Annotated in this window: 13 protein-coding genes; 8 read left to right on the top strand and 5 right to left on the bottom strand. The window is 63.4% G+C overall.

Translation table 11 applies throughout. The annotated features are described in order from the left end of the window. The first annotated feature begins 4 nt into the window (after positions 1-4). The 7 genes from CRX69_RS05540 (at position 5) to CRX69_RS05510 (ending at position 5,134) form a co-directional block, all read left to right on the top strand. On the top strand, positions 5-655 hold the full coding sequence (locus tag CRX69_RS05540) for an amino acid ABC transporter permease (protein ID WP_076385195.1): 651 nt from the start codon (positions 5-7) through the stop codon (positions 653-655). Continuing rightward, positions 648-1,370, top strand: coding sequence for an amino acid ABC transporter ATP-binding protein (locus CRX69_RS05535; protein ID WP_047228972.1), 723 nt, complete (start codon positions 648-650; stop codon positions 1,368-1,370). The genes CRX69_RS05540 and CRX69_RS05535 overlap by 8 nt, the downstream gene beginning before the upstream one ends. A gap of 115 nt (positions 1,371-1,485) precedes the next feature. Further along, entirely contained in the window at positions 1,486-2,514 is a 1,029-nt protein-coding gene (locus tag CRX69_RS05530; protein WP_076385197.1) for a trans-3-hydroxy-L-proline dehydratase, read from the top strand. Positions 2,515-2,601: 87 nt separating this feature from the next. Then, positions 2,602-3,519: a dihydrodipicolinate synthase family protein gene (locus CRX69_RS05525; protein ID WP_047228970.1), complete on the top strand. Its 918-nt coding sequence runs from the start codon at positions 2,602-2,604 to the stop codon at positions 3,517-3,519. 177 nt (positions 3,520-3,696) lie between these two features. After that, entirely contained in the window at positions 3,697-4,251 is a 555-nt protein-coding gene (locus CRX69_RS05520; protein WP_076385200.1) for a DinB family protein, read from the top strand. 26 nt (positions 4,252-4,277) lie between these two features. Further along, complete coding sequence (locus CRX69_RS05515) at positions 4,278-4,628, top strand: DUF6152 family protein (RefSeq protein WP_076385202.1); 351 nt, start codon at positions 4,278-4,280, stop codon at positions 4,626-4,628. Further along, on the top strand, positions 4,628-5,134 hold the full coding sequence (locus CRX69_RS05510; protein ID WP_047228967.1) for a DUF6644 family protein: 507 nt from the start codon (positions 4,628-4,630) through the stop codon (positions 5,132-5,134). Before CRX69_RS05515 ends, CRX69_RS05510 begins: the two co-directional genes overlap by 1 nt. A 55-nt stretch (positions 5,135-5,189) precedes the next feature. On the opposite strand, the gene CRX69_RS05505 is transcribed toward CRX69_RS05510, so the two are convergent. The 5 genes from CRX69_RS05505 to CRX69_RS05485 form a co-directional block, all read right to left on the bottom strand. Further along, positions 5,190-6,254, bottom strand: a complete 1,065-nt coding sequence (locus CRX69_RS05505) for a 2,3-butanediol dehydrogenase (RefSeq protein WP_240539598.1) — start codon at positions 6,252-6,254, stop codon at positions 5,190-5,192. Positions 6,255-6,338: 84 nt separating this feature from the next. Next, positions 6,339-7,451, bottom strand: a complete 1,113-nt coding sequence (locus CRX69_RS05500) for an acetoin dehydrogenase dihydrolipoyllysine-residue acetyltransferase subunit (RefSeq protein WP_107321688.1) — start codon at positions 7,449-7,451, stop codon at positions 6,339-6,341. Then, positions 7,451-8,467, bottom strand: coding sequence for an alpha-ketoacid dehydrogenase subunit beta (locus CRX69_RS05495; protein WP_047228964.1), 1,017 nt, complete (start codon positions 8,465-8,467; stop codon positions 7,451-7,453). Before CRX69_RS05495 ends, CRX69_RS05500 begins: the two co-directional genes overlap by 1 nt. A gap of 35 nt (positions 8,468-8,502) precedes the next feature. Then, entirely contained in the window at positions 8,503-9,480 is a 978-nt protein-coding gene (locus tag CRX69_RS05490) for a thiamine pyrophosphate-dependent dehydrogenase E1 component subunit alpha (protein ID WP_047228963.1), read from the bottom strand. A gap of 2 nt (positions 9,481-9,482) precedes the next feature. Then, positions 9,483-10,556: an ATP-NAD kinase family protein gene (locus tag CRX69_RS05485; protein ID WP_076385204.1), complete on the bottom strand. Its 1,074-nt coding sequence runs from the start codon at positions 10,554-10,556 to the stop codon at positions 9,483-9,485. A 361-nt stretch (positions 10,557-10,917) separates the two neighbouring features. On the opposite strand from CRX69_RS05485, the gene CRX69_RS05480 reads away from it, so the two are divergent. Further along, the gene (locus tag CRX69_RS05480) at positions 10,918-12,798 is read left to right on the top strand and encodes a sigma-54-dependent Fis family transcriptional regulator (RefSeq protein WP_107321687.1); all 1,881 of its coding nucleotides are present in this window, start codon (positions 10,918-10,920) and stop codon (positions 12,796-12,798) included. The last annotated feature ends 5 nt before the right edge of the window (positions 12,799-12,803 follow it).

Genomic DNA, 12,803 nt, shown 5'->3' with positions numbered 1-12,803 from the left:
CGTCATGTTTACCACCAGCCTCACCCTTAACGATCTGCTGTTCTTGCTCGACGGGGCCTGGGTCACGCTGCAACTGACCGCGTGGTCGATCCTGCTGGGCTCCCTGGCCGGCTTGCTGTTCGGCCTGCTGCGGGCATTGCTGCCGCGGGCCAGCCTGCCACTGGCCTGGGTACTGGACGTGTTTCGCAGCGTTCCGCTGCTGATCCAGTTCGTGCTGTTCAACGCCCTCAAGAGCATCGTCGGCCTGAACCTGAGCGCCTTCGCGGTCGGTTGCATCGTGCTCGGCGTCTACGCCGCCGCCTACTTCACCGAGATCGTGCGCGGTGGCGTGCTGGCGGTGCCGTTGAGTACCCGGCGGGCCAGTCGCTCCCTGGGCCTGAGTTACCTGCAGGATCTGCGCTACATCGTCCTGCCGATTGCCACGCGGGTCGCATTCCCTGGCTGGCTGAACCTGGTGTTGGGCGTGATGAAAGACACCGCGCTGGTGATGTGGATCGGCATCGTCGAACTGCTGCGCGCCTCGCAAACCATCGTCACCCGCATCCAGGAACCGTTGCTGGTGCTGTGCATCGCGGGCCTCATTTACTACGTCATGAGCCTGGTGGTCGCCCGCCTTGGCGCACGTCTGGAAAGAAGGTGGCAGGAAAATGATTGAGATCGAGAACGTACACAAATCCTTTGGCGAGCTGGAAGTGGTCAAGGGCGTGAGCCTGACGGTGGACAAAGGGGAAGTGGTGTCGATCATCGGCGGCTCCGGCTCCGGCAAATCGACCCTGCTGATGTGCATCAACGGCCTTGAGCCGATCCACAAAGGCAGCATCCGCGTGGACGGCATCGAGGTTCACGACCGCGCCACCGACCTCAACCGCTTGCGGCAAAAGATCGGCATCGTGTTCCAGCAATGGAACGCTTTCCCCCATCTGACCGTGCTGGAAAACGTGATGCTGGCGCCTCGCAAAGTGCTGGGCAAAAGCAAGCAGGAGGCCGAAGCGCTGGCGCTGCAACAGCTGGAACATGTGGGCCTGGGAGACAAACTCAAGGCCTTCCCCGGCAAGCTTTCCGGTGGTCAACAACAGCGCATGGCGATCGCCCGGGCCCTGGCGATGTCGCCGGACTACATGCTCTTCGACGAAGCCACCTCGGCCCTGGACCCGCAATTGGTGGGCGAAGTGCTGGACACCATGCGCATGCTCGCCGAAGACGGCATGACCATGGTGCTGGTGACCCACGAGATCCGCTTCGCCCGGGATGTGTCCGACCGCGTGGCGTTTTTCTGCGACGGGCGGGTCCATGAGATCGGGCCGCCGGATCAGGTGATTGGTAATCCTGTGCAGCCGGAGACGGCGGCTTTTCTCAAGTCGGTGAAATAGCGGACGGCCCTTTCGCGAGCAGGCTCGCTCCCACAGGTTCTGTGGCGTACGCAAAACAGTGTGGGAGCGAGCCTGCTCGCGATGAGGCCCGACCAGACAACCCAAGGAGCAGCCAATGCGCTCATCAAAAATCATCCATATCGTCAGCTGCCACGCCGAAGGCGAAGTCGGCGATGTGATCGTCGGCGGCGTCGCACCACCGCCCGGCGCCACCGTATGGGAACAGTCACGCTGGATCGCCCAGGACCAGACCCTGCGCAACTTCGTCCTCAACGAGCCCCGTGGCGGCGTGTTCCGTCACGTCAACCTGCTGGTGCCGGCCAAGGACCCGCGGGCGCAGATGGCCTGGATCATCATGGAACCGGCCGACACACCGCCGATGTCCGGTTCCAACTCGTTGTGCGTCGCCACTGTGTTGCTCGATAGCGGCATCCTGCCCATGACCGAGCCCCAGACGCGCTTGGTCCTCGAAGCGCCCGGCGGGCTGATCGAAGCGGTGGCCGACTGCCGCGACGGTAAAGTCCAGCGGGTGGAAATCAAGAACGTGCCCTCCTTCGCCGACCGCCTCGATGCCTGGATCGAAGTCGAGGGGCTGGGGTCGCTGCAGGTGGACACTGCCTACGGCGGCGACAGTTTCGTCATCGTCGACGCCCAGCGCCTGGGTTTTGCTATCCGTCCTGATGAAGCGGCCGAATTGGTGGCCGTGGGGTTGAAAATCACCCGGGCCGCCAACGAGCAACTGGGCTTTGTCCATCCGTTGAACCCGGACTGGTCGCATATCTCGTTTTGCCAGATTGCCGCGCCCATCGTCCTGGAGAACGGCATCGCCAGCGGTGCCAACGCCGTGGTGATCCAGCCCGGCAAGATCGATCGCTCCCCCACCGGCACCGGTTGCTCGGCGCGCATGGCGGTGTTGCACGCCAAGGGGTTGATGCAAGTGGGAGAGCGTTTCATCGGCCGCTCGATCATCGGCTCCGAGTTCCACTGCCGTATCGATTCATTGACCGAAGTGGCCGGACGCCCGGCAATTTATCCGTGCATCGCTGGGCGCGCGTGGATCACCGGCACGCATCAGTTGCTGCTCGACCCGGCAGATCCCTGGCCACAGGGGTATCGGCTTTCGGATACCTGGCCTGGCGCATGACTTCTTGAATTGGCATCGCCCCCTGTGGGAGCAAGCTTTGCTCCCACAAATTCCCTCGCCACATACCATTAACAACCGGAGACAACCATGAGCAAACGCATCAATTGGAGCGGCGTATTCCCCGCCGTCACCACGCAGTTCAACGATGACTTTTCCATCAACCTGGAAAAAACCCATCAAGTGATTTCCAACGTCATCCGCGATGGCGTGTCAGGCCTGGTGGTCTGCGGCTCGGTGGGGGAAAACACCTCCCTGAGCGCCGAGGAGAAAATCGCCGTGACCGAAGTGGCGGTGGATGCTGCCCGGGGCCGGGTGCCGGTGATCTGCGGCGTGGCCGAGTTCACCAGCGTGCAGGCGGCCAAGGTCGCCAACGCGGTGCGCCGGGTCGGCGTCGACGGCGTGATGCTGATGCCAGCGCTGGTCTATGGCTCCAAGCCGTTCGAGACCGCCGAGCATTTCCGCTACGTGGCCCGGCATGCCGACGTGCCGTTGATGGTCTACAACAATCCGCCGATCTACAAGAATGACGTGACCCCGGACATCCTGATTTCCCTGGCCGATTGCGACAACGTGGTGTGTTTCAAGGATTCGTCCGGCGACACCCGGCGCTTCATCGACGTGCGCAATGAAGTGGGCGACCGCTTTGTGTTGTTTGCAGGCCTGGACGACGTGGTGCTGGAAAGCCTGGCCGTGGGTGCCGAAGGCTGGGTCTCGGGGATGTCCAACGTGTTCCCTCAAGAAGGCGAAACCATTTTCCGCCTGGCCCGCGCCGGACGGTTTGCCGAAGCGATGCCGATCTATGAATGGCTGATGCCGATCCTGCACCTGGACGCCCGCGCCGACCTGGTGCAGTGCATCAAACTGTGCGAAGCCATCGCCGGTCGCGGCAGCGCCCTCACCCGCCCACCGCGCCTGGCGCTGCCGGAGGAGGATCGCGTGTACGTCGAGCAGATCATGGCCAAGGCCCTGGCCAATCGGCCGGTGTTGCCGGATGTGGGGCTTTGACCGCAGGACATGGCGCTGACCGGCGGTGATAGCGCCGCCGCCATCGCGAGCAGGCTCGCTCCCACATTCACCACAAATCCCTGTGGGAGCGAGCCTGCTCGCGATAGCGGTCTGTCTGAATCGACTATGCTGGATGTGCCGCCCTCATCGTGAGCCAGCTCGCACACAAGGTGCCCCATGAACTATTTCCTGGCCCAGGCCCTGAACAATCAGTGGGCCAATCACCGACTACTCACTGCCTGCGCGCCGTTGAGCGAGACCCAATACCAGGCACCGCGCACGGGGTTCTTCCCGTCCATCCAGGCCACGCTTTGCCACATCCTGGAAGTGGACCGCTATTACCTCACCGCCCTGGAAGGCGACCGTGACGGCCAGATAAAGGATTTTTCCGAGACCCTGGCCTTTGCCCAATTGCTGCACAACCAGACTCAAACCGACCAGCGACTGGTGGCATTCTGCGAAGCCCTGCGGGAAACCGACCTCGCCCGCTCCGTCGATCTGGTGCGTGTCGACGAGGTGGTGCGCGAACGAATCGACCGACTGCTGTTGCACCTGTTCGAACATCAGATCCATCATCGCGGACAGGTCCACACCATGCTCAGTGCCACCCACGTCAAGCCGCCGCAACTCGATGAGTTCTTCCTCGACTGCGACCACAGGTTTCGCGAAGAAGACGAGCAGTCACTGCAGCTCGGCGAAGACCGCGTCTGGCGCAACTACCTGCCGGGCTGAACCGATGATCCAACAGGAGACCTGCCATGAAACACATACTCGGTTGCATCGGCTTATCGTTGATGCTGATGGCAACGACAGCCCTGGCCCATCACGGCTGGAGCGAGTACGACACTGACAACACCCTGCAACTCAACGGAACGATAGAAGAATCCGGCTATTCGCATCCCCATGGCTTCGTGCGCCTGAAAACGGCGGACAAAACCTGGACCGTGGTGCTCGCCCCGCCGTCACGCATGGAGAACCGAGGCCTGAGCAAGGACATGCTCAAGCCTGGCAACCAGGTGGGCGTGGTCGGCTATGCAAACCGCAACAAACCCGATGAGTTGCGCGCAGAACGCATCACCGTCGACAACAAGACCGTCGAGTTGCGCTGATGCAGGCCATCGAGGCAGGCAACGACCCGCAGGGCTGGCTGGACCAACTGGAAGGTTCGTCCCTGGCGCTGGCCATGCGCGGCGAACTGTGGCTCTACCCGTTGGTGGAGGTGGTGCACATCATCGGGTTTTCGCTGTTGGTGGGCGCGGTGGTGATGTTCGATTTGCGGGTGCTTGGGGTGTCCAAGGACATTGCCGTGACGGCGCTGGCCCGCCATCTACTGCCCTGGGCCCTTGCGGCCCTGCTGTTGATCGTACCCGCCGGTTTGATGATGTTCAGCGCCCATCCCCATGACTTCGCCGGCAATGGCGTGTTTATCCTCAAGCTGTGCCTGATTGCGGCGGCGGGCCTCAACGCCCTGGCGTTTCACCTCGGGATTTATCGCACGGTCAGCCAATGGAACACCGCCAGCGCGGCACCAGGACTTGCAAAAGCGCAGGCGGTGCTGTCCGTGGCGATATGGTTCACGGTGGTGTTGTGTGGGCGCTTGCTGGCCTATACCTGAGATAAAAAGTGCGATGGCCTTGCCGGCCATCGCCAATCGCCCACCTCAGGCGCGCTCAGATCCGTGCGGGTGACACGATGATTTTCACGTTGTGCTCCTTGTTGTTGACCAGTTCCTCGAACCCCTGGCCAACAATCTGCTCCAGCTGGATGCGCCCGGTCACCAGCGGCGAGATGTCCAGGCGCCCATCGGCGATGAAGGCAATCACGTCGGCGAATTCACCGTTGTAGGCCAGCGCGCCAAGTACCTGCTTCTCGGTGGAGACCAGTTCAAAGAAGTTGAACTCGCTCGGTTCCTCGAAAATCCCCACCAGCACACATTTGCCCGCCTTGCGGATCAGGTCGATGGCGAGTTTGGCGGTGTGCTTGTTGCCGATGCACTCGAAACTGACATCGGCACCCAGGCCAGCGGTCAGGCGGCGGACTTCGGCCAGGGCGTCGCACTCGTTCGGATCGATCACATGACTGGCCCCGACTTCCAGGGCCTTGGCCTTGCGCGCACCGGACATTTCCAGGGCGATCACCTGCGCCGCGCCGGCGGCCTTGGCGCACATGATGGTGCACAGGCCGATGGTGCCGGCGCCGACCACCACTACGTTCTGGCCCAACAGGCTGCCGGCCTTTTTCACCGCATGCATACCCACCGCCAACGGCTCGATCAGCGCGCCGGCTTCGGCGGGAAAATCAGCCGGCAGTTTGTAAAGCAGATTGGCCGGCACATTGACCAGCTCCGCGAACGCACCGTTGTTCATCAGCCCGGTGAACGCCAGGTTTTCGCAGATGTTGTAGAGCCCATGTGTGCAGTAATAGCAGGTGCCACAGTGCTGACAGGCATCGGCTGCCACCGGCTCGCCGACGCAGAAGCCCTCGACACCAGCCCCCAATTCGACGATTTCACCGCAGAACTCATGGCCGAGGATGCACTGGCCCTTGATGCCGGTCAGCGGATGCGGCGCGTCCACCGGAATGAACACCGGCCCGGCCACATATTCATGCAGGTCAGAACCACAGATGCCGCACCACTGCACGCGGATCTGCACCCAGCCGGCGGGCGGCGCTACGGGCAGCGGCACGTCTTCGACGCGGATGTCGTTGCGGCCATGCCAGACAGCGGCGCGCATGCTGCGGGTAGGCTTGATTGAAACGTTCATAGCGTTGCCTCCAGAATTTTGTAGGGGCGACGAATCACCGCGCCGCCCGCTTGGTCAGTGCTGCTCAATGAACCCTAGGATCAACCGGTTGACCTGCTCGGCCGCTTCCATTTGCACCATGTGCCCCTGGCCAGGCAGCACCTCGACCTGGGCACTCAGCCCATCGCTGTGGACCGCCGGGATGATCGCGTCGTCGCTGCCCCAGATCACCAGCGTCGGGACGTGGCCGGCCTGCACCACTTCGCGTAAATCCACCTGCTGGCGGCCGTCGGCGAACAGCGTCGCTGACAGTTGCAACAGCGCAGCGTCCACACCCTCCAGGCGCTTGTACTTGAGCATGTCATCGAGCATCTGCCGGTTGACCAGCTCGGCATTGGAGAACAGTTGCACCAGTTGCGGCTTGAGGGCGTTGCGGTTGGCCGCTTCGACAAAACCTTTGAGGTAGCTGCCATTGATCTGCGCGCCCAGCCCGGCACTGCCGATCAAGGTCAGCGACCGCACTCGCTGGGGCATCAGGCGCGCGGCGTTCAGCGACACCGCCCCACCCATGGAATGCCCCACCAGATGCACAGCGTTGATGTCCAGGTGATCGAGCAAGGCCAGCACCACGCCGCTCAGTTCGTCCAGGTCACCGCGTTGCAGTGTCTTGGCGGATTCGCCATGGCCCGGCAGGTCCAGGGCGATGACCCGACGCCCGGCCGCCAGTGCTTCGTGGTTGAACAGCCAATTGTTCAGGTCGCCGCCGAAACCATGCACCAGCAGCAGTGGCGTGCCGCCTTCGCCACGCTCGAAAAAGCGGATCACCCGGCCATCCAGTTCGACTTTCTGCGGTTTCGGGCCGCTGTCTTCGTCGGCAGCGTCGCCGGGCACAAAGGACGACTGGAACTGCTCGATGACCGCATCGATCTCGGCATCGCTCGCTTCACCGTCGACGACAATCCCGAGCAAGGCGCCGACCGCCAGGGTTTCGTCCTGTCGGGCAACCTGCCGCCGCAAGATCCCGGAGAACGGCGCTTCGACGCTGCTGGAAATCTTGTCGGTTTCCACGTCCATCACTTCATCACCCTTGGTGATGGCCTGGCCCTCCTCCTTGAGCCAGGCATCGACCCGGCCTTCGGTCATCGACAGGCCCCACTTGGGCATGGTCAGGGTATGAATCTGGCTCATCAGCGCTTGCTCCACTCGATCACGTTGAGCACGGCTTGTTCGATCTTCGCCGCGTCAGGGATGTACAGGTCTTCCAGGGCATCGGAGAACGGCACCGGGGTATGGGGCGCGGTGACCATTTCAATCGGCGCCTTGAGCGCGCCAAAGGCTTTTTGCGCCACCAGCGCGGAAATGTCGGTGGCCATGGAGCAGCGTGGGTTGGCCTCATCGATGACCACCAGGCGCCCGGTTTTCTCGACGCTTTCCAGGATGCTGTCCTCGTCCATCGGGCTGGTGGTGCGCAGGTCGATGACCTCGCAGTCGATGCCGCGCCCGGCCAGGCTGCGGGCCGCGTCCATCGCGGTATTGACCATGCGCCCGTACGAGACCAGGGTCACGTCTTTGCCGTCGCGCAGGAAATTGGCCTCGCCGAAGGGAATGGTGTAGAGCTCTTCCGGCACCTCGCCCTGCATGCTGTAGAGCAATTTGTGCTCGCAGAAGATCACCGGGTCGTTGTCGCGGATCGCCTGGATCAGCAAGCCCTTAGCGTCGTAGGGCGACGACGGGCACACCACTTTCAGCCCCGGAATGTGCGTCCACAAGGAGGTGAGCATTTGGGAATGCTGGGCGGCGGCGCGCAGGCCGGCACCGACCATGGTGCGGATCACCAGCGGCGTGGAGGCCTTGCCGCCGAACATGTAGCGAAACTTCGCCGCCTGGTTGAGGATCTGGTCCAGGCAGCACCCGGCGAAGTCGACGAACATCAGTTCGCACACCGGGCGCACGCCACAGGTCGCCGCCCCGACCGCCGCGCCGACGTAACCGATTTCCGACAGCGGCGTATCCAGCACACGCCCGGGAAACTGGTCGTAAAGCCCCTTGGTGACACCGAGCACACCGCCCCAGGCGTCGTTTTCACCGGGCGCGCCGGCACCACCGGCGACGTCTTCGCCCATGATGAAGACGCTGGAGTCGCGGCGCATCTCCTGGGCCAAGGCTTCGTTGATTGCCTGCTGATAGCTGATTTTTCTCGCCATGATGGGATTCTCTGTTCTTGTTTTATGAAGAGCGTTCAGGGATAGGAGACGTAGACGTCGGTCAGCAGGTCCGCCGCGGTGGGCTTGGGATCGGACTTGGCTTTGTACACGGCGTTTTCGATCAGCAACTCGATCTCCTTGTCGATCTGGTCCAACTGCTCGACGGTGAGCAATCCGGCCCGCGTGGTGCGCTCGCGAAACTGCATCAGGCAATCCTGGTTCTCGCGAAAATGCTTGACCTCGTCGGGTGCCCGATAAGTCTGGGCATCGCCCTCGAAGTGGCCGTAGTAACGGGTCAGCTTGACCTCGATCAGCGAAGGCCCCTCCCCGGCACGGGCGCGTTCGACGGCGGCCCCGGCGGCTTCATGCACGGCAAAGAAGTCAAAGCCATCCACCGTCACCCCGGGCATGCCGAAACCGGCGGCGCGGTCGGCAATGTGATCGCAGGCCACCGACCAATTGGACGCGGTGGCTTCGGCGTAGCCATTGTTTTCAGCGATGAACAGGCACGGCAGGTTCCACACCGAGGCCATGTTCATGGCTTCGAATACCGCGCCTTCGTTGGAGCCACCATCACCGAAAAACACCACGGCGACGCTGTCGGTGCCCTTGAGCCGGGCGGCCAGCGCGGCGCCCACCACCAGGGGCGCGCCCGCCCCGACAATGCCATTGGCGCCGAGCATGCCTTTCTCGAAATCGGCAATGTGCATGGAGCCGCCCTTGCCTTGGCAGACGCCGGTCTTCTTGCCGTAGATCTCGGCCATCATCCCGTACACGTCCACGCCCTTGGCGATGCAATGACCGTGGCCTCGGTGGTTGGAGGCGATGCAATCGTCATCGCCCAAATGGGCCATGACGCCGGCGGCCGACGCCTCTTCGCCGGCATACAGGTGGACGAAACCGGGAATCTCGCCAGTGGCGAACTCCACGTGCAGGCGCTCTTCGAAAGCGCGGATGGTGCGCATCACCTGATAGGCGTGCAGCAGTTGATCGTGGGTGAGCGGTGTCGACATTTTTATTCTCCTGGGGTGTCTTCTTGAAGATTCAGAGGGTGTTGCGGGTGTTCGCGGCCGATGGCCAGCAAACGCTGTTGCGCGGCGTAGGCCAGCACCGCGTTGACATCGATGCTCAGCGGGCCGCCGGCATCGAGGGTGACCGTGGGCCGGTCCTGCGCGTTGAATTCGATTTCCCGTTCGCCGTCCAGGGCCAGGGTGCCTCTGGAGAGCGACAGGCCATGGGCGATGCCAGGCTCCAGGGGCCCGGCGGCGAGCACGCCACAGCCTTGCAACAGACCAGGGGCCAGCGGCACCAGCAACGCTTCGGGCGATTGCGGGTCCAGGCGCATCCAGGCACCACCCGCTGCCTGGCGTGACACCGGGAACCACAAGCCGCACAGCGCCGACAGGCCGATGGATTGCGGCTCGGCGAAGGTCACGAACACCTCGGCCAGGTCCTGCGCCCGACTGATGGCCCGGGCGCCGACAAAGCGCAGCGGCGACACGGCGACGTCCACCAGGGCGACTTCGCGCAAACCGCGTCCGGCATCGCAGACCAACAGGCGTTTGTTGCGACGCAGGCCGATCTGCGCAGGTATCCGGCCGCTGGCGTACAACCCACCGGCCAATCCGGCACTGGTGGCTTCGCGCAGTTCGGGGAAGGCGTTATTGGTGCCCGTGGAGAGGGTCAGCAGCGGGATATCACCGACTTCGGCGGCCACGGCCTTGTGGGTGCCGTCGCCGCCCAGCACGGCGATCAGGCTCACCTCGCGTTCTGCCATCAGGCGGGCGGCCTGACGCGTATCTTCGACGGTCTGGCGCAGCGTCAGGTCGAGAAATTCCAGGGCCGGCCAATGGCTGCTGCGCGCCTGGCGGCTGTGGCTGTTCCTCAGCACCGCGGCGGCAATGCCGGTCATGTCGGTCGGCATCAGGACCTGCTCGATACCGGTGGCACCAAAGGCGGCCAGCAGCCGCTGGATCACCGAAACCTTGTCGGTGCTGGAAAACAACCCGGCGTTGGCGGTCAGGCGTCGCACATCGCGCCCCGACGCCGGGTTGGCAATGATGCCCACGGTCAGTGGACGGCGACTCATGGCGCCACCGGCAGTTGAGTAGATGGACGACCTGGGCAGCAAAACCCTCGGTGCAGAGACATGGGACACCTCGTTTTTTATTATTGGCAGTCCGAACGGGTCGGTTGCAGACGCTAGAGCAAGGGCGGTGCCAGATACCGATAGAACCGGCGAAAGGCCCGGAACAGAGCCCTCGCAGCGCCTCCTCCGAGGGAATCCACCCACGCGCTGTGAGACGCGACATGTCAGCCTGCACGAGGTTCTGGCGAGACCGTGAGACGTGGCGTCTCACACTTGCCGGTGCGGCTCCCCGAGCTTGTCTGCGCACAACGAACGGCGCTTAATGAGCGCACAACGATAAGAAGCTGAAACGGAGGCCCGTATGCTTTCCGCTCACTCCCGGGCGCATGTGGATTGCGTCAGCCGCGTACTGAAAAACGCGGCGCAACTGCCACAGCTGCCCGTCCCGGACCTGATCCTCGACTCCTGGCGTCGCTCCATGGAGCAACATCATCTGGACCCCGGTTCGCTGCAGGGCCCGCGCATCCTGTCCCAGGACGTGCTCAAGCAATGCCGCGAGCGCTCGGAACTGTTCCTTAATATCGCCAGCGAAGAAGTCGCCCGGCTGCATGGTCGGGTGCGGGATGCCGACTACTGCGTGCTGCTCACCGATGCCCAGGGCCAGACCATCGATTACCGGGTGGAAACCACCATTCGCAATGACTGCCGCAAGGCCGGGCTGTACTTGGGCACCTGCTGGTCGGAGGGGGAAGAAGGCACCTGCGGCGTGGCGGCGGTGCTCACGGCCAAAGCCCCGGTGACGGTGCACAAGCGCGATCATTTCCGGGCGGCGTTCATCGGCCTGACCTGCTCCGCCGCGCCGGTTTTCGACCCGCAAGGGCAGTTGCTCGGGGTTCTGGATGTCTCGGCGGTGCGTTCACCGGATGATCGACGCTCACAGCACCTGATCCGGCAGATGGTGGTCCAGAGCGCTCGGGAAATCGAACAGGCGTTTTTCATGAGCAGCGCCCAGGGCTACTGGGTGCTGCGGGCCCATCGCAACGCCGGCTACGTCGACAGCCAGCCGGACTTGCTGTTCGCCTGGGACGACGACGGTTGCCTGCAAGCCCTGAACCCCGCAGCCCGCCAGTACCTGCTGCAACACTACGGCCAACTGCCGCAGCACATCAGCCAGGTGTTCGACCAGCAACTGCTGCACCGTGCCCGCGACGAGCGTCTGTATCCGCTGTCCAGCCCCGGCATCGAGTCGCCTTTGCATGGTCGTCTGAGTGCGCCGCGACAGCGGGCCAATCCGCGCCCCCGGGTTGCCATGGCCCCGGTGGAGCTGGATCCTCGATTGGCCGACAGCCTGCGTCTGGCGGTACGGGTCAAGGATCGCAACTTGCCGGTGCTGATCCAGGGCGAAACCGGCTCCGGCAAGGAGGTATTTGCCCGCCAACTGCATCAGGCCAGCCAGCGTCGTGACCGGCCGTTCGTGGCATTGAACTGCGCGGCGATTCCCGAAAGCCTGATCGAAAGCGAGTTGTTCGGCTACGTTGCCGGGGCCTTCACCGGGGCCTCGGCCAAAGGTATGCAGGGCCTGCTGCAACAAGCCGATGGCGGCACACTGTTTCTGGATGAAATCGGTGACATGCCGCTGGCTTTGCAAACGCGCCTGCTAAGAGTATTGGCCGAAGGTGAAGTGGCGCCACTGGGAGCGTCACGGCGCAGGGCCGTGGACATTCAGGTGATCTGCGCCACCCACCGCGACCTGGAAACATTGGTTGCCGCCGGCGGGTTTCGCGAGGATCTGTACTTTCGCCTCGGCGGCGCCCGCTTCCAACTGCCGCCGCTGCGTGAGCGCAGTGATCGGCTGGCGTTGATCAACCGCATCCTTGAGGAGGAATCGGCGCAGTGCGGGGGGATGGCGCAATTGAGCGGCGCAGCCCTGGAATGCCTGCTTGGTTATCACTGGCCGGGCAATATCCGTCAGTTGCGTCATGTGCTGCGCTACGCCTGCGCGGTGAGCGAGGCGAGTGTGATCCAGCTCAGTCACCTGCCCGAGTCATTGCACTGCACACAAGCGCCTGTGGACGCACCACAACCCAGCGCCAGCCCGGAGCGTCAGATGCTGCTCGATGCGCTGGTGCGGCATCGCTGGAAGCCCACCGCCGCTGCACGGGCGCTGGGCATTTCCCGAGCGACCCTGTATCGAAGGGTTCACCTGCATGGCATCGAAATGCCCGGCAGAAGCCCGGCGTGAACCAA

This window comes from Pseudomonas rhizophila (assembly GCF_003033885.1).
GTDB lineage: Bacteria > Pseudomonadota > Gammaproteobacteria > Pseudomonadales > Pseudomonadaceae > Aquipseudomonas > Aquipseudomonas rhizophila.
Note: the sequence above shows the minus strand (reverse complement) of the source record. Positions and strands in the feature narration are given on the sequence as shown.